The following is a 16,887-nucleotide window of genomic DNA, read 5'->3' as shown; positions in this document are numbered from 1 at the left end:
TTACGGCCCCTTGGACCGTACCCCTTGAACAGAACACGCAGAACGTGTCCTTCCGGTTCGAACCCTATGTCAACCTCGCGGTTGATGGGTCCCCGGAAGAGTGACGCGGATGCGGCATCCGCGAGCTGATTCGGCCACGCCGATCCGTCCGCCGTGCAGATCCACCGCCCAGCGGGCGATCGCCAGGCCGAGACCGGTACCCCCGTCGCTGCCCGGACCGTGCGGGGACGTCACGTCGCCCCGGTTGAAACGCTCGAAGACCCTGTGCCGCTCGGACTCCGGAATGCCGGGGCCCTCGTCCACGACCTCCAGATGCAGCGACTCGGGCTGGGCGCCGCGCCGGGCGCGCACCGTCACCCGGCCGTGCGGCGGGCTGTGCTTCACCGCGTTGTCGATCAGGTTCGCCACCACCTGGTGCAGCCGCTCCGCGTCGGCGTGCGCGGTCAGCTCGGGCGGCGACACGTCCAGATGGAGATGGACGTCCTTGCGGGTGGAGTTCCCGGAGCCGGAGGACAGCCGGCGGTGGGCGGTGGCCAGATTCGCCTCCTTCAGCACCCCCGACAGATACGGCCAGACCTCGAAACGGCGGGCCTTCAGCGTGACGACGCCGTTGTCCAGCCGGGACAGGTCCAGCAGCGTCTCCACCAGCCTGCCGAGCCGTTCGGTCTGCTTGAGGGCGGTGCGCATGGTCTCCGGATCTGGAGAGGACACCCCGTCCACGACGTTCTCCAGCACGGCTCTCAGCGCCGCGATGGGGGTGCGCAGCTCGTGTGAGACATTCGCCACCAGCTCCTTGCGGTGCCGGTCCACGGCCGCCAGATCGTCCGCCATCAGGTTGATGGTCTGGGCCAGATCGCCCAGCTCGTCACGCCGGTCGGCGCCGCTCACCCGTCTGGTGTAGTCGCCGTGCGAGATCGACCGGGCCACGGCCCGCATCTCGTCCAGCGGCGCGGTCAGTCCGTGCGCCACGAACTGGGTGATCAGCAGGGTCGCGATGACCGAGAACACCGTGATGAACCGGAGCTCGGTACGGGTGCGCAGGGCGACCATCAGCAACCCGGTCGTGATGAAGACCGAGACCACGACGAGCGTGCCCAGCTTGGCCTTGATCGAGAACGGCCGCAGCCCCGGTCCGGGCGCGGTCATGGCGCTGGGGTCTCCAGGGCGTAACCGACACCGTGCACCGTACGGATGCGCTCCGCGCCGATCTTCCGGCGCAGCGCCTTGATGTGGCTGTCGACGGTCCTGGTGCCGGAGGCGTCCGCCCAGTCCCAGACCTCGGCCAGCAGCTGCTCACGGGACAGCACGGCGCGCGGCGTGTTGGCCAGGCAGACCAGCAGGTCGAACTCGGTCGGCGTCAGATGGACGTCGTCCGCCCGCACCCGCACCCGGCGCTGCGCGTGGTCGATCTCCAGCTCACCGAGGCGCAGTATCCCGCTGCGCGGCGTCACGGCGGCCAGCGCGGCCCGCTCGACCCGGCGCAGCAGGACGTGCACCCGGGCCGCCAGCTCACGCATGGAGAACGGCTTGGTCATGTAGTCGTCGGCGCCGACCCCGAGCCCGACCAGCATGTCGGTCTCGTCGTCCCTGGCGGTCAGCATCAGCACCGGCACCGGGCGCTGCGCCTGCACGCGGCGGCAGACCTCCAGCCCGTCGAAACCGGGCAGCATGATGTCGAGCACCATCAGATCCGGCTGCCAGGCCTCGGCCGCGTCCACGGCCGCGGGGCCGTCGAGCGCGGTCTGCACCAGGAAGCCCTCGGCCCGCAGCCGGGCGGAAATGGCATCGACGATCGTCGCGTCGTCCTCGACCACCAGCACCCGGCGCTGCGCGCCCGGGGTGGCCGCGACACCGTTGTGGGTGGTGTGTGTCTGTTCCATCGCCCCGCCCCTGCCCGTTCTCGCGGGGGTCATTCCCCCGGACGCACGGTTATCGCTTGTGAATTTCGCGGGAGATCCCGTTATCGGTCAGCAGCGTAAAGGCAGCGGACGGTTCCCGGCTACGCAGGGTGCAAGGGCGCGGGGGTGCGTCGCCCGCGCGAGGGAGGCGGAGTGTCGCTCTTGTGACGCTTGGCCCCCGGGCGTCCCGTGGGCCCGGATACCCGGCGGGGGAATCTCAGGCGGCGCGAAGTGCGAGATGGACCACGTCCGGCACACCCCGGGCAACGCCTACCTCTTCGGTCCGAACCCCATGGAATCCGGCATCGCGCAGGGATTCCTCGAATTCCGCGGACGGCTGCGCGGACCACACCGCGAGCACTCCGCCGGGTGTGAGGCACCGGAGGCAGTCGGCCAGACCGGCGGGGGAGTAGAGGTTTCCGTTGTCCTCCGTGACCGTCCAGTCCGGCCCGTTGTCGATGTCCAGACACAGTGCGTCGTAACGCTCCGTAGTGGTACGGAGGTGGGTGACGAGATCCGCCGTCAGGATCCCGGCCCGCGGATCGGCCAGCGCCTCGCCCGAGATCCCGGCCAGCGGCCCGCCCAGATGCCAGTCCACGATGGCCTGTTCCCGCTCCACCACCGTGATCCGGCCCCAGCGCGGCTCCGCGGCGGCCCGCGCGAGCGAGAACCCGACGCCGAGGCCGCCGATGAGCACCGCCGGGGCCGGCCTGCCCGCGGGCAGCGCGGCGAGGGCGGCGTCGATCAGCAGCCGCTCGGAGCGCCCGTCCGAGGTGTCCATCAGGAAGCACCCGTTGGCGATGATCTCGAAGTCGTCGCCCCGCCTGCGCAGGACGACCTCCCCATACGGTCCCTCGCGGCGGTCGAGGGTGACGGGGGCGAGGGCGTCGGGGCCGTAGGTGTGGTGCATGGCGCGGGTCTCCGGTGGGTTGGTCGACGGGTGCGGGCACCGCCGTTGGGTGTCGGGCCCATCCTGGCCCGGCCGGCGGTGTCCGGGCCAGCGGGATGCCCGGCCGGGCCAGGTGTCCGAAGGATCGTGTCCGGGCCGGTGGGGTGCCCGAAGGGCGGTGTCCGGGCCGGTGGGGTGCCCGAGCGGGCAGGGGCCGGTACGGTCCGGCCGCCGCCCGGCCGGGTCAGGGGCGGGGTGCCTTCTCGCCGTGCACCGCGATGTGCTCGGCCGCCAGCCACGGGGCGAGGTCGTCGACGAGCATCGACAGGACGGCCGGGTCGGCGGTGGGGGTGCGGCCCGTGCGGGCGGCCAGTCGCATCTGCCCGGCCCGTTCGGGCAGGTGCGGGTAGTAACGGGCGAAGAGCTCGGCGCACTCGGACAGATCGCTGGTCCAGCCGCCCCACCTCGGCATCACCAGCGTGAAGCCCGTCCGCACGATCCGGCGGGCGACGCCGCGGCTCATGGCGCGGCGTTCCGGGTCCGTCGCGGCCCCGGCCGCCCGCTCGTGCCAGTCCGGCAGCAGCAGGCACAGGTCGCCGTTGGTCTCCCGGGCGAGCAGTGAGCTCGGACGGTAGCGGGGCAGCAGGCCGGCGAGGTCGTCGCCGAGCAGCGGGGTGCACAGGCAGGCGATGAAGAAGCCCGCGTCATGGCGTTCGAGGTCGCTGAGCACGGTCTCCCGGCCGGACAGCAGGATGCCGACGCCGTCGATCTCCTCGAAGGACGCGTCGAGCCCGGCCTCGACGGCGTCCGCGTCGGCCCGGTCCGCCTCGGTGGGTCCGGCGCGCAGGACCAGCTGAAGATCCAGGTCGGAGATACCGGGAACGGCCGTGCCGCGCGGAACGCTGCCGTAGACGTAGGCACTGTCCAGCCGGTCGGGGCCGAAGACCTCGGAGATCCGGGAACGGGCGGCCGCCACGACCGGCGCGAACCGCTCCGGCACCCGGCTCAGCGACCCCTCCCGGGCGATCGTGCCGTCCGGTTCCAGCCCTCTGCCTTCGTTCATACGGGCGCTCTGCCCTGCCGCCGGGTCCGAGCCGGACGCCTTTCGGGGCTCATCGCGGACGTGACGTCGGGGCGGCGAACGACACCTCCGCGGCCGGCGTGGTGACCTCGGCATCGCCGCTGATCGCCCATGCCGCGACCCGGGACACCACGGCGGCCGGGACGGCGGCGCTGATGCCCGGGACGGCCGGGACGTCCTGCGTCGCGTGGGCGTCGTACGGCAGGACGACCCGGTAGCCCAGGGCCAGGGCGGTGCGGGCGGTGGCCTGGACGCACATCTCCGACATCACCCCGCACACCACGAGCGACCGGGCCCCGGCACCGCTCAGCAGCTCTCCCAGCCTGGTGCCCGCGAAGCCGTCGTCCAGGGTCTTGCGGATCACCACCTCCCCGGAACCGGCCTCGACCGGCAGGTGCAGTGCCCAGCCCGGGGTGTGCGGCTCGTCGTCCGAGCCGGGTGCGCCGTCGTTCTGGAGGTGCACGACCAGCGCGCCGCCGCTCCGGGCCCGCGCGATCAGCTCCGTCACCCGCGCCAGGAGCCCGGCCGCGCCGGGCACCGCCCGCTCGCCCGTCACCCCCGCCTTCTGGACGTCCACGACCAGCAGGGCCTGCGAGGGGGGAGCGACATCGTTCATGGCGCCATCCTGTCCGGCGCGGCCCGCGCCTTCCAGGGGATTTCGCGGGATTTCACAGGCGCTCTCCCGTGTTGCACGAGGGCGGGCGGAGGCTGCCGTTCCGTGAGCGCGATTCCTGATCGCTCACAGCGAACACGGGTTGGGGAACATTGAGCAGCTCATAAGCATTGAGTCTGCATAGCTCAACTTGACTGCCGAAGGGGAGATCATGGCTACTGAGTCCAATGCGGTCACACCGCTCACCCTGCCTGTGCTGCCGCTCGACGGCGAGGTCGTGCTGCCCGGAATGGTGGTGCCTCTGGACCTGTCCGACACCGACGTACGCGCCGCTGTGGAGTCCGCGCAGGCCGTCGCCCGCGAGGGCGCAGGCAAGCCCGAGGTGCTGCTCGTCCCGCGCATCGACGGCACCTACACCGGCATCGGTGTGATCGGCACCGTCGAACAGGTCGGACGGCTCTCCGACGGAGACCTCGGGGCGCTCATCCGGGGCCGCGACCGGGTACGGATCGGCGCCGGCACCGGCGGGCCCGGTTCCGCGCTCTGGGTGGAGGGCACCCGGGTCGACGCCTCGGCCCCCGATCCCCTTCCCGGAGCCGTCGCCGAGCTCGCCAAGGAGTACAAGGCGCTCGCCACCAGCTGGCTGAAGCAGCGCGGCGCCTGGCAGGTCGTGGACCGGGTCCAGCAGATCGAGGACATCTCCGCGCTCGCCGACAACTCCGGATACTCCCCCTTCCTCACCACCACCCAGAAGGTGCGGCTGCTGGAGACCGCGGACCCGGTCGCCAGGCTGAAGCTCGCCATCCAGTGGCTCGGTGAACACCTCGCGGAGCAGGACGTCGCGGAGTCCATCGCCAAGGACGTCCAGGAGGGCGTCGACAAGCAGCAGCGCGAGTTCCTGCTGCGGCGCCAGCTCGACGCCGTCCGCAAGGAGCTCTCCGAACTCAACGGAGACTCCGGATCCGGCGACGAGTCCGACGACTACCGGGCCCGTGTCGAGGCCGCGGACCTTCCCGGGCACGTCCGCGAGGCCGCGCTCAAGGAGGTCGACAAGCTGGAACGCTCCTCCGACCAGAGCCCCGAGGGTTCCTGGATCAGGACCTGGCTCGACACCGTCCTCGAACTGCCGTGGACCGAGCGCACCGAGGACGCCTACGACATCAAGGGCGCCCAGGAGATCCTCGACGCCGAACACGCGGGCCTCCAGGACGTGAAGGAGCGCATCACCGAGTACCTCGCGGTGCGCAAGCGGCGCGCCGACCGGGGTCTCGGCGTGGTCGGCGGGCGGCGCGGAGGCGCGGTGCTCGCCCTGGTCGGACCTCCCGGGGTCGGAAAGACCTCGCTGGGTGAATCCGTCGCCCACGCCATGGGCCGCAAGTTCGTCCGCGTCGCGCTCGGCGGCGTCCGGGACGAGGCCGAGATCCGCGGCCACCGGCGCACCTACGTCGGCGCGCTCCCCGGCCGCATCGTCCGCGCCATCAAGGAGGCCGGTTCGATGAACCCGGTCGTCCTGCTCGACGAGATCGACAAGGTCGGCTCCGACTACCGGGGCGACCCGGCCGCAGCCCTCCTCGAAGTGCTCGACCCGGCCCAGAACCACACCTTCCGCGACCACTACCTGGAGGTCGAACTCGACCTCAGCGACGTCGTCTTCCTGGCCACCGCCAACGTCCTGGAAGCGATCCCGGAGGCCCTGCTCGACCGGATGGAGCTGGTCAGGCTGGACGGCTACACCGAGGACGAGAAGGTCGTCATCGCCCGCGACCACCTGCTCCCGCGCCAGCTGGAGCGGGCCGGACTGGAGCAGGACGAGGTGACCCTCGACGAGTCCGCCCTGCGCAAGCTGGCCGGCGAGTACACCCGCGAGGCGGGCGTACGGAACCTGGAGCGCTCCGTGGCCCGGCTGCTGCGCAAGGTCGCGGCCCAGCACGAACTGGGCGACCGGGAGCTGCCGTTCACGGTGACCGACGAGCACCTGCGCGGTCTCATCGGCCGGCCGCACCACGTCCCCGAGTCCGCCCAGGACCCGGCCGAGCGCCGCACCGCGGTGCCGGGCGTGGCCACCGGGCTCGCGGTGACCGGCGCCGGCGGTGACGTCCTCTTCGTCGAGGCCTCGCTCGCCGACCCGGAGACCGGCGCATCCGGACTGACCCTCACCGGCCAGCTCGGTGACGTCATGAAGGAGTCCGCGCAGATCGCGCTGAGCTTCCTGCGCTCGCACGGGGCGGAGCTGGAGCTGCCGGTGGCGGACCTCAAGGACCGGGGCGTGCACATCCACTTCCCGGCGGGCGCGGTCCCCAAGGACGGCCCGAGCGCGGGCATCACCCTGACGACCGCGCTGGCCTCGCTGCTCTCCGGGCGCCTCGTGCGCACCGATGTGGCGATGACCGGTGAGGTGTCGCTGACCGGACGGGTGCTGCCGATCGGCGGTCTGAAGCAGAAGCTGCTCGCCGCCCACCGCGCGGGCATCACCACGGTGGTGATCCCCCAGCGCAACGAGGCGGATCTGGACGACGTCCCCGCCGAGGTGCTGGAGACCCTGGAGGTCCACCCGGTCACCGACGTCCGCCAGGTGCTGGAGATCGCCCTCGCCCCGGCCTCTTCCCTCGCGGAGCGGAGGATTCCGGCCGCGGCGTGACGGGCGTGGCAGTACGTACACGGCCGGATGGACGGCCCGCCCTCCCGGCGACGGGAGGGCGGGCCGTTTCGCGTGCGTGGGGTCCTACGGGCGGTAGATCGTGCCCGGGACCGGCTCGGCAGGCGCCATCAGCTGGGGGACCGTCACGAAGGTGTAGCCCTGCTTCTTCAGCGCGTCGATGATGCCCGGCACCGCGGGCACCGAGCCCTTGTAGATGTCGTGCAGCAGGATGATGCCGTCCTTGCTCGCCTGGTCGAGTATCCGCTTCTTGATCAGCGCGGAGTCGGTCGTCGAGTAGTCCTTGGCGGTGGCGCTCCACAGGATCTGGGAGAGCCCCAGGTCCTTGCTGATGTTGGAGACGGTGTCGTCGGTGCGGCCCTGCGGCGGGCGCATCAGCCGCGGCTTCTTGCCCGTGATCGCCGCTATCGCGTCCTGCGTCTTCTCCAGCTCGGCCCGTATCTGGGCGGGCTTCTTGTCCGTCAGGATCTCGTGCGACCAGGTGTGGTTGGCCACCTCGTGGCCCTCGGCCTCGATCCGGCGGACCGTGTCGGGGTGCTTCTTGACGTGGTTCTTGCCCAGCAGGAAGAAGGTCGCGTGGACCTTCTTCTCCTTGAGGATGTCCAGCAGGTGAGGGGTGTCCTCGGCCGGGCCCGCGTCGAACGTCAGGGCTATGCACTTGGCCTTGCGGCAGTCCACCGGGCCGAACGAACCCTTGGAGTCCGAGGCGGCGTCGGCGCGTGCGGAACCGGGGGCGGTGGTCTCCATCGAGCAGCCGCTGAGCGTGAGGGTGAGGGCCGTCACAAGGGTGACGGCCAACCCCGTGCCGATCGACTTCGTCCTACTGGGCAAGGCGGGTCACTCCTTCTCTGCTGAATGGCGCACTCGCCGTGCGCCCGGAGGGACTATACACACCACGTATACATGCCGTGTATAGCGGGGTGGCCACCTTCCCCCGAAGCTCAATGCCTGGTCAGGGGCATGGAACGGGAAGAACCCGGCGACGGAGTGCGTCACCGGGTTCTTCTGCGGGGAGTGCGCGCCTGGCGGGCGCCGGCGGGGCGGCTCAGCCGTTGGCCAGCGCCTGTACGCGGTCGAGGGCGCCGTTGAAGTGGCTGTGGTCGCCCACGGTGGGGCCGGTCGAGGTGTACTGCCACATCGTGTAGAAGCCCCAGCCGGCCGGGAGTGCGCCGACGGTGGTGTTGTAGCGGGCCACCCAGAGCGGGTTGGTGGTGCCGAAGCCCGCGTTGTTGCCCGTGCAGGTCTGCCACCAGCTCGTCGCGGTGTAGATGACCGCGTCGCGTCCGGTGCGCGCCTTGTAGGTGTTCACGAAGTCGCGGATCCAGGACACCATCGCGGCCGGCGTCTTGCCGTAGCACTGGTCGCCGTACGGGTTCCACTCGATGTCGAGGGCACCCGGCAGTGTCTTGCCGTCCCTGGACCAGCCGCCGCCGTGGTCGACGAAGTAGTTGGCCTGGACGGCGCCGCTCGTGGTGTCCGGGGTGGCGAAGTGGTACGAGCCGCGGATCATCCCCACGTTGTACGAACCGTTGTACTGCTGGGCGAAGTCCTCGTTCGTGTAGTACGTCCCCTCGGTCGCCTTCACGTACGCCCACTTGACTCCGCTGCTCCAGAGGGCGGACCAGTTCACGGCGTTCTGGTGGCCGCTGACGTCCACGCCCTCGGTCTGGACGGCACGGGTGTCGGTCGGCAGTCCGCCGCGGCCGTCGTGGGCGGCGACGCCCATGCCCATGGTGGCCGACCCCCGGGCGGGCTTGGTGGGGTCCCCGGCGGCCGGTTGGCCCGCGGCGCCCGCGGCGCCGGGCAGGGTGATGAGGAGGGAGAGTGCTGCGAGCAGAGTTCCCGCGGCCGCGATGCGTGAGCGGCGGGCGGTCTTCGAGCCGGATCTGTGCACGGGCATTGCGTGCCTCCGAGGCCTCAGTGGGGGGATCTGCTGACTCAGGGACCGGCGGGCGCACCCCTGAGGGCACGTCATGGTGTGAACATGCCATGCATGACGCTACGCACGTAGACCCGTGCTGCGGAAGAGGGCCAGGGCGGTGCCGTTGGTCTACTCCTGCGAAATACTGGCGGAGCTGCGGCGATGACCAGCGGTGAAAGAAACTTTCAGCGGCAGGAAAGCTCATGAGGGGTGTTGACGTGCACGGGAGCGAAAGAGGGAGTGAACCCGGCGCAGCCGGGGAGAGTGGTGTGGACCACGAATTCCTTGCCCTGGAGCTGGAATTGGCGGTGTTCCTGCGCCGAGCGCGGGCGAATTCCGGCGAGATGGCACGCGAGGTGCACCCGGAGCTGGAGGCCGCCGCCTACGGGCTCTTCGTGCGCCTGGAGTCGGCGGGCCGGCAGCGGGCCACGGATCTCGCCTCGTACTTCGGGGTCGGCAAGGCCACCATGAGCCGTCAACTGCGCGCCCTGGAAGGTCTCGGACTGGTGGCGCGCGAGCCCGATCCGGCCGACGGGAGGGCCTTCCTCGTCCGCCTCACCGACGAGGGCCTGGAACGCTTCCGGCACGTCCGGGACGCCCGCCGGGACCGCTATGTGCGCAAGCTCGCGGACTGGGACCGGGCCGAGGTCGCGGAACTGGCCCGGCTGCTCCACCACTTGAACGCCCGCGCGGAGGACTGAGGGGCGGGGCCGATGGAGTGCGCCGCCGCGCACCGGCTCACAGCTCCGTGTAGAGCGCCGTCGCGTCGTCGTGGGTCTTGGCGCCCCGCAGCCGGACGCGGTCCGTGTCCGCGTCCTCCAGGGCCCGGACCCGGTCGATCAGCCCCTGGGGTCCCTCCTTGCGCAGCACCCCGAGGCAGTCCGTCCAGTCGCCTTCGCCGAACATCTCCGTCCAGCGGCTGGCGCCGTCCGTCATCGCGGCCATTGCCCGCACCTCTGCGCGGGGTGTACGCCCCGTGACCGCGCGCTGCGCCACGGCCGGATCCGCGGCCGCGGTGAAGAAGCCGCCCTCCTTGTTGCGGACCCGGGCGTCCGCGACCGCCTCCGAGGCGAGCGAGCCGGCCGGCAGCCGGTCGAGCCGGTCGTCCAGCAGGGCGCGGACGGTTCCGTCGGGCGATTCGAGGAGCAGCACGGAATCGGACAGGACCAGGTGTTCGATCCCGGTCTCGTCCCAACGCGCCATGACGACGGTTGCCTGTGGTGTGCGTACGTGAGAAAGGTCACACAGAGGGCGGTGTGCCTCCGCAGTGCGCCGGATGGACTCGGCCAGGATCTCCCGCAGGGTCAGATCCCGCCGCGAACCCGACAGTTCGACCAGAACGCCGCCCAGCCGTGCGGTGAACCACGGAACCGAGTGCACACAACCGTCGTCGCCCTGCGGCGGGGTGACCCCGTCGAGCAGCACCAGCCCCCCGCCCTGGCCGGAAGCGGGGAGGACGGTGGCGGCCCAGTCCTCGTTCGGGCGCCCGGGGATGCCGGCGGCGGTGGCGAGCTCCATACGCATGCGGTCAGTCTGCACGACGCCTTCACGAGGTGTGCACGGAGCCGGGCCGACTCGTACCAGCAGGTCAGACGGGCGGCTGGAGCGGAGGTAAGCACTCCGCCAAGGGTGCGGGCGGGCATCCTGCCAAAGCCCGCCCGGAAGTTCCAGCCGGACGGCCAGGTGTACCGGCGGGGGCCCGTGGGGAGAGTTGTTCGTCAACTCTTGAGTGTTGTTCACTCGTTCGAGTGGCGGAGCGGTTGATGCGCGCTCCCCTCTCAAAAGCACTGGAATGGTCAGAAGCCGTACCAGGGAGCGGGGCGCTCGTTCAAGTGGCCGTGCGCCACCTCTGCTTCAAGGGCGGACGAATCAAGATTGCGAGCACCGGTGCAGAAGAAGCGGCCTCGGAGCAAGGGCGGCAAGAACAGCGGTTCCGAGGTGGCGTCTCCGGCGCCGGCCGAAGGCGGGCGCCGCAAGCGCGTACGCAGTCGGCTGGTCGCGGGGGTCGCGGTCGTCGGGATCACCGTCATAGCCGCGGGGGCCCCGGCCGCCCTCAGCGCCTCGTCCGAGCTGAACGACTCGCAGCGGCTGGTCACCCTCGCGGAGCTGAACCAGCAGGCCATCGCGCTGGCGCACTCCCTCGCGGACGAGCGCGACGAGGTCACCGCGTACATCGCCGCCGGCCGGGTGGGAAAGCCCGGCCAGGGCGGCGCCACCGGGAGCCGGAGCGCCCGCGTCGACCAGCAGGTCGACGAGATCCGCGACGCGGCCCCCGAAGTCCTGCGCCGCGACCTCTCCACCATCCCCTCGCTGCGCCGCGACGCCGTCAGCGGCAAGGGTTCGGCGCTGGAGGCCCACCAGTCGTACTCCGAGGTCATCGCCAAGCTCCACGGCCTCGCGGACGAACTCGCGGAGAAGACCCCGCCGCGCGCCGCCGGAGCGGGCCGCGCCCCGCTCGCCCTCGGCCAGGCCACCGAGCACGCCTCGGCCACCCGAGGGCTGCTGCTCGCCGCGCTCGCCGTCCCCCGCAAGGAGCCGGTGACCCAGACCGACCCCTTCACCGGGCTGCCCGTCCAGACCCAGGACGAGGGCGACAGCAAGGACGACCGCAGCCGTGACGAGCTGAGCGCCGCCGCCCAGCTGGCCCGGGTCGGCGAGCTGTCCTCGCTGGCCGACTTCGACCAGGCGGCCGGAGCCACCGCCCGCGACAAGCTCGCGTCCACCGTCACCGGGCCCGAGGTCAACAACGCGGAGAAGTACCTCGCGGAGCTCACCGACCGCCCCGAGCTCTCCGACGCCGACCAGAAGGTCAGCAGCAAGAAGACCGGAGCGGCGCTCTCCGCCCGGATCGACCGGATGCGCAGCGTCGAGTCCGCGCTCGGCACCGCCCAGGTGCAGCGGCTGGAGCAGCTGCGCGACGACGACGTCACCGGGCTCGAACTGCGGATCGCTCTCCTCGGCGGCTGCTTCCTGATCGCCGTCGGCGTCTCCACCGCCGTGGCCCGCACCCTCACCCAGCCGCTCGCCGTGCTGCGGATCGGCGCCGCCCGACTGGCGGCGGAGCCCGATACCGCGGAACCGGTCCGCTACACCGGCCGCAACGACGAGTTCGCCCAGGTCGTCCGGTCCATCAACGCCCTGCACGGCAGGCTGCACGGACTGCTCCACGACTTCAACGGGCGGTTCGGGAAGCTGGAGAGCGAGCGCGCCGAGCTGATCGCCGGCCGCGAGGCGCTCACCATCCAGCGCGCCGAACTCCAGGTCCACACCGCCGACCTGACCGCCCAGCTGGAGAAGCTGAAGAACACCGTCCACCACACCTTCGTCAACCTCTCGCTGCGCAACCTCGGCCTCGTCGAGCGCCAGCTCGGGGTCGTCGAGTCGCTGGAGGAGCGCGAGCAGGACCCGGACCGGCTCGCCACCCTCTTCAAGCTCGACCACATGGCCACGGTCATGCGCCGCCACAGCGAGAACATGCTGGTCCTCGCGGGCGCCGAGCACGGGCACGGCCACCCGGGCCCGATCCCGCTGGTCGACGTCCTGCGCGCGGCGGTCAGCGAGATCGAGCGGTACGAGCGGGTCACCATCCAGTCCCTGCCGCCGCACGCCCAGATCGCCGGATTCGCCGCCGACGACCTCAGCCACCTGGTCGCGGAGCTCCTGGAGAACGCCACCTCCTTCTCGCCGCCCGACTCCCAGGTCCAGCTCTCCGGCTGGCTGCTGGAGAGCGGCGAGGTCATGCTCTCCGTGCAGGACGACGGCATCGGCATGTCGTCCGTGCGGATGGGCGAGCTCAACACCCGGCTGGCCGACCCGTCGCTCTTCGAGACCGGCGAACAGAACGCGGACGGCGCCGGCCTCGGCCTCCAGGTGACGTCGCTGCTGGCCGCGCGCCACGCCGTGCGGGTCCAGCTGCGCGAGCAGAAGGGCAACGGGGTGACGGCGGTCGTCGTCCTGCCCACCGCCCTGCTTCCGAAGGCACCGCCGGCCGCCACCCCGCCGCCGGTCACCGCGCCCGGCGACGCGCCCGCGGTGAACCTGCCGGGCTCGGTGGCGGAGGCCAACTCCAACGCGCTGCCGAGCCGCACACCGGCGCCGTCCGTCGACCCGCTGATCGCGGCGGCAGAACAGACGATCGCCGAGTCCGAGGCCGCGACCCAGCCGCAGCCCGAGGCCGCACCGGCCCCCCGGCCCGCGCCCGCACCCCAGCCCGAACCCGAGGTGGCTCGCGCACCGCAGGCCGCGCCCGAGACCGCGCCCCAGCCCGCACCCGAGGCCGCACCGGCCCCCCAGCCCGCACCGGCCCCCCAGCCCGCGTCCGCACCCCAGCCCGCGTCCGCACCCCAGCCCGCGTCCGCACCGCAGGCCGCGTCCGCACCGCCCTCGGAGCGCTCGGAGAGCGACGCCGAGACCACGATGCAGGTCCGGCTGCCCCGGGTGCCCGAGTTCGACGACGTACCCGAGTTCACCCCCGCGCCCGCCTTCGGCGAAGGACCCGAGGCCACGCTCGCGGCCGGCCCCTACGCCATCGGCCCCGACACCCACGAGCGGTCCGCCGACGAGGGCCCGCAGCCGGACAGCCCGGCGGACACCCCGGCCCCCGCCCCCGCCCCCGTCCCCGCCCCGGCGGCCGACACCGTGCCCGGCCCGCGCCACCCGGAGCCCGACCGCGTCACGGACCGGGTCACGGACCGCGTCACCGATAAGGGGCTGCCCAAGCGCACCCCCAGGGTCGTCGCGCCGACCGCCGCCCCCACCACGGAGCGCACCGGCAGCGTGGACCGGGACGCCCTGCGCCGCCGGCTGGGCGGCTTCCACCAGGGCGCGAAGGACGGCCGCAGGGACGTCGAGGCGGAGATCGCCGAGTCGGCCGGGTCCGCCACGCCGGGTACGGCCGTTCCGGCCGCTCGCACCGCACGTACAGGCCACACTGAGGCGGCCGACCGTACCGACGGTCGAACCGACGAGACGGGGGACACAGTCGAGGAGGCACGCAGTTGACTGCGCCCAGCACATTCGGGCTGAGCACCGAGGCCCGGAACCTTCAGTGGTTGCTGAGCAATCTGGTGGAGGAGGTGCCAGGGGTCCACTCGGTCACCGTCGTCTCGTCGGACGGCCTGATGCTGCTCTCCTCCGACCCCGGCCACCAGAACGCCCAGACGGAGGGCAAGCAGGACGGCCCCCGCGGCTCCAGCGCCGACCTGGCGACCATCGTCTCCGGAATCGGCAGCCTCACCATCGGTGCCGCGAAGCTGATGGACGGCGGCGGCGTCAAGCAGACCATGGTCGCCATGGAGGAGGGCAGCGTCTTCGTCATGTCGATCAGCGACGGCTCGCTGCTCGGCGTGCACGCCACGCCCGACTGCGACATGAGCGTCATCGCGTACCACATGGCGCTCTTCGTCGGCCGAGCCGGCCACGTACTCACCCCCGAACTCCGCAGTGAGCTGCGCAAATCGATGGAGAGCGCCCAGTGACCCCAGCCGCCGCCGAACCCGCCCGCAGGCTCCCCGTCCGGGGCGCGGACAAACGCCCCGCCCGGGTCCGCCCGTACTCGCTCACCGGTGGCCGCACCCGGTTCGGGCACGTGCTGCTCGTCGAGACGTTCGTGGCCGCGCTCGAAGCCCCGGACGAGCGGCGCGAACTGACCAACGGCAACCTGGTCTCGCGGGTCATGCCGGAGCTCCAGGCCATCGTCGAGATCTGCCGCCGGATGCGTACCGTCGCGGAGATCTCCGCACTGCTGAAGATGCCGCTCGGCGTGGTCCGGGTACTGCTCAGCGACTTGGCCGACCAGGGAAAGATCCGCGTGTACGGGACCGGGCACGGCACCGGCCAGCCCGACCGCGCACTGCTCGAAAGGGTGCTCAATGGACTCCGTCGTCTCTGAGTCGCCGCTGTTCGCCCCGCGTCAGCCGGGGCCCAGGGACCAGGCAGAAGAAGGCCTGCAGGCCTGGCAGCTGGACCACACCAGGGCCCCGGTCGCCACGAAGATCGTGGTCGCGGGCGGCTTCGGCGTCGGCAAGACCACCTTCGTGGGCTCGGTCTCCGAGATCACTCCGCTGAAGACCGAAGCGATGATGACCCAGGCCAGCGAGGAGACCGACGACCTCAGCGCCACGCCCGACAAGGTCACCACGACCGTCGCCATGGACTTCGGCCGCCTCACGCTCGACGACGACCTCGTGCTGTACGTCTTCGGCACCCCGGGCCAGCAGCGCTTCTGGTTCATGTGGGACGACCTGGTGCGCGGCGCGATCGGCGCGATCGTGATGGCCGACACCCGCCGGCTGGCCGACTGCTTCCCCGCCCTCGACTACTTCGAGAGCTGCGGGCTGCCGTACATCGTGGCCGTCAACCACTTCGAGGGGACGCCCGGGTTCGAGTCCGAGGACGTGAGGGAGGCCCTGACCGTACCCCCGGACGTACCTGTTGTGATCATGGACGCGCGTAAAAAGATCAACGTCGTCGAGGCGCTGCTGGCCCTGGTGGGCCACGCCCTTGAGACATCCCCGGAATAGCTCGCACGTCACACACAACGGAGAACCGCGATGCGGAAGATACTCATAGTCGGAGCCGGTCAGTCCGGGCTCCAGCTCGCCCTGGGACTGCAGTCCAGAGGGTACGAAGTCACCCTCATGTCCAACCGCACCGCAGACGAGATCCGTTCGGGGCGGGTCATGTCGACGCAGTGCATGTTCCACACCGCGCTCCAGTACGAGCGGGACTACCAGCTCAACTTCTGGGAGTCCCAGGCCCCGCGCATCGAGGGCCTCGGCGTCTCGGTCGCCGCCCCCGACTCCTCGCGGGCCGTCGACTGGGTCGGCAAGCTGGACGGCTTCGCGCAGTCCGTGGACCAGCGCGTGAAGATGGCCGGCTGGATGGACACCTTCGCCCAGCGCGGCGGACAGCTCGTCATCCACGGCGCGGCCGTCTCCGACCTGGACTACTTCTCCCGCACCTACGACCTGGTGATGGTCTCCGCCGGCAAGGGCGAGCTGGTCTCCATGTTCGGCCGGGACGCGTCCCGCTCCCCGTTCGACGCTCCGCAGCGCGCCCTGGCCGTCGCGTACGTCCACGGCATGGGGCCGCGCCCCGAGCACCCCGAGTTCGACGCGGTGCGCTGCAACCTGGTCCCGGGCGTGGGCGAACTGTTCGTGATGCCGACCCTCACCACGTCCGGCCGCGCCGACATCCTGTTCTGGGAGGGCGTGCCGGGCGGTCCGATCGACGTCTTCCAGGGCATCAAGGACCCCTCGGAGCACCTGGCCAAGACGCTGGAGCTGATGGAGCGGTTCATCCCGTGGGAGTACGCCCGCGCCACGAAGGTCGAGCTGACCGACGCCAACGGCACCCTCGCCGGCCGTTATGCCCCCACCGTCCGGAAGCCGATCGGCCGGCTGCCCGGCGGCGGTCTGGTGCTCGGCGTCGCGGACGTGGTCGTCGCCAACGACCCGATCACCGGCCAGGGTTCCAACTCGGCCTCCAAGTGCGCGAACGCCTACCTGGACTCGATCATCGAGCACGGCGACGGCGAATTCGACGCGGCGTGGATGCAGTCGACTTTCGACCGCTACTGGGACACCGCCCAGCACGTCGTGAGGTGGACGAACGCGATGCTCGGCGCCCCGCCGGAGCACGTGCTGAACCTGATCGGCGCCGGCGGCCAGCTCCAGCCGGTCGCGGACCGCTTCGCCAACGGGTTCAACGACCCGGCGGACTTCGACAACTTCTTCTTCGAGCCGGAGAAGACGAACGCGTACCTGGCGTCGGTCTCTGCTGGCTGACAGGGGCCTGAGTGCTCTCCACCCGCTGGACGGCCCGGTCCG

15 protein-coding genes are annotated in these 16,887 nt (G+C 71.5%); 7 read left to right on the top strand and 8 right to left on the bottom strand.

Going from position 1 to position 16,887, the window contains the following annotated elements:
- Positions 1 to 69 precede the first annotated feature (69 nt).
- The 5 genes from ACIP89_RS13275 to ACIP89_RS13255 all read right to left on the bottom strand — a co-directional run bounded on the left by ACIP89_RS13275 (position 70) and on the right by ACIP89_RS13255 (position 4,484).
- Complete coding sequence (locus ACIP89_RS13275; RefSeq protein ID WP_401920572.1) at positions 70 to 1,146, bottom strand: ATP-binding protein; 1,077 nt, start codon at positions 1,144 to 1,146, stop codon at positions 70 to 72.
- Positions 1,143 to 1,880, bottom strand: coding sequence for a response regulator transcription factor (locus tag ACIP89_RS13270; protein WP_014154105.1), 738 nt, complete (start codon positions 1,878 to 1,880; stop codon positions 1,143 to 1,145). Before ACIP89_RS13270 ends, ACIP89_RS13275 begins: the two co-directional genes overlap by 4 nt.
- 235 nt (positions 1,881 to 2,115) lie before the next feature.
- Positions 2,116 to 2,808 (bottom strand): spermidine synthase, encoded by a 693-nt coding sequence (locus ACIP89_RS13265; protein ID WP_401927801.1) that lies wholly within the window; start codon positions 2,806 to 2,808, stop codon positions 2,116 to 2,118.
- A gap of 223 nt (positions 2,809 to 3,031) precedes the next feature.
- The gene (locus ACIP89_RS13260) at positions 3,032 to 3,850 is read right to left on the bottom strand and encodes a nucleotidyltransferase (RefSeq protein WP_402114872.1); all 819 of its coding nucleotides are present in this window, start codon (positions 3,848 to 3,850) and stop codon (positions 3,032 to 3,034) included.
- Between the two features lie 49 nt (positions 3,851 to 3,899).
- Positions 3,900 to 4,484: an isochorismatase family protein gene (locus ACIP89_RS13255; protein WP_402114871.1), complete on the bottom strand. Its 585-nt coding sequence runs from the start codon at positions 4,482 to 4,484 to the stop codon at positions 3,900 to 3,902.
- A gap of 208 nt (positions 4,485 to 4,692) precedes the next feature.
- Between ACIP89_RS13255 and lon the strand changes: the two genes are divergently transcribed.
- Complete coding sequence (gene lon / locus ACIP89_RS13250; RefSeq protein WP_402114870.1) at positions 4,693 to 7,119, top strand: endopeptidase La; 2,427 nt, start codon at positions 4,693 to 4,695, stop codon at positions 7,117 to 7,119.
- Between the two features lie 84 nt (positions 7,120 to 7,203).
- On the opposite strand, the gene ACIP89_RS13245 is transcribed toward lon, so the two are convergent.
- Both ACIP89_RS13245 and ACIP89_RS13240 read right to left on the bottom strand, forming a co-directional pair.
- Positions 7,204 to 7,884: a polysaccharide deacetylase family protein gene (locus tag ACIP89_RS13245; protein ID WP_390087808.1), complete on the bottom strand. Its 681-nt coding sequence runs from the start codon at positions 7,882 to 7,884 to the stop codon at positions 7,204 to 7,206.
- 298 nt (positions 7,885 to 8,182) lie between these two features.
- Positions 8,183 to 9,037, bottom strand: a complete 855-nt coding sequence (locus ACIP89_RS13240; RefSeq protein ID WP_401920561.1) for a lysozyme — start codon at positions 9,035 to 9,037, stop codon at positions 8,183 to 8,185.
- 224 nt (positions 9,038 to 9,261) lie between these two features.
- Between ACIP89_RS13240 and ACIP89_RS13235 the strand changes: the two genes are divergently transcribed.
- Positions 9,262 to 9,759 (top strand): MarR family winged helix-turn-helix transcriptional regulator, encoded by a 498-nt coding sequence (locus ACIP89_RS13235; RefSeq protein WP_401920558.1) that lies wholly within the window; start codon positions 9,262 to 9,264, stop codon positions 9,757 to 9,759.
- A 37-nt stretch (positions 9,760 to 9,796) separates the two neighbouring features.
- Here the strand turns inward: ACIP89_RS13235 and ACIP89_RS13230 are convergent, their stop codons facing one another.
- Positions 9,797 to 10,582: a hypothetical protein gene (locus tag ACIP89_RS13230; protein WP_401927810.1), complete on the bottom strand. Its 786-nt coding sequence runs from the start codon at positions 10,580 to 10,582 to the stop codon at positions 9,797 to 9,799.
- A 363-nt stretch (positions 10,583 to 10,945) separates the two neighbouring features.
- Between ACIP89_RS13230 and ACIP89_RS13225 the strand changes: the two genes are divergently transcribed.
- The 5 genes from ACIP89_RS13225 to ACIP89_RS13205 are packed head-to-tail and all read left to right on the top strand — an operon-like array spanning position 10,946 to position 16,845.
- The gene (locus ACIP89_RS13225; RefSeq protein ID WP_402114869.1) at positions 10,946 to 14,059 is read left to right on the top strand and encodes a nitrate- and nitrite sensing domain-containing protein; all 3,114 of its coding nucleotides are present in this window, start codon (positions 10,946 to 10,948) and stop codon (positions 14,057 to 14,059) included.
- Positions 14,056 to 14,535 carry a roadblock/LC7 domain-containing protein gene (locus tag ACIP89_RS13220; protein WP_401920550.1) on the top strand — a complete coding sequence of 160 codons (480 nt, stop codon included), beginning with the start codon at positions 14,056 to 14,058 and terminating at the stop codon, positions 14,533 to 14,535. Before ACIP89_RS13225 ends, ACIP89_RS13220 begins: the two co-directional genes overlap by 4 nt.
- A complete protein-coding gene (locus ACIP89_RS13215; RefSeq protein ID WP_402114867.1) occupies positions 14,532 to 14,948 on the top strand; it encodes a DUF742 domain-containing protein in 417 nt (138 codons plus the stop codon). The genes ACIP89_RS13220 and ACIP89_RS13215 overlap by 4 nt, the downstream gene beginning before the upstream one ends.
- The gene (locus tag ACIP89_RS13210; RefSeq protein ID WP_401920546.1) at positions 14,929 to 15,579 is read left to right on the top strand and encodes a GTP-binding protein; all 651 of its coding nucleotides are present in this window, start codon (positions 14,929 to 14,931) and stop codon (positions 15,577 to 15,579) included. Before ACIP89_RS13215 ends, ACIP89_RS13210 begins: the two co-directional genes overlap by 20 nt.
- Positions 15,580 to 15,609: 30 nt before the next feature.
- Positions 15,610 to 16,845, top strand: coding sequence for a styrene monooxygenase/indole monooxygenase family protein (locus ACIP89_RS13205; protein WP_401920544.1), 1,236 nt, complete (start codon positions 15,610 to 15,612; stop codon positions 16,843 to 16,845).
- The last annotated feature ends 42 nt before the right edge of the window (positions 16,846 to 16,887 follow it).

The organism is Streptomyces sp. NPDC088730 (genome assembly GCF_044751215.1).
In the GTDB taxonomy this organism is placed as follows: Bacteria; Actinomycetota; Actinomycetes; order Streptomycetales; family Streptomycetaceae; genus Streptomyces.
Note: the sequence above shows the minus strand (reverse complement) of the source record. Positions and strands in the feature narration are given on the sequence as shown.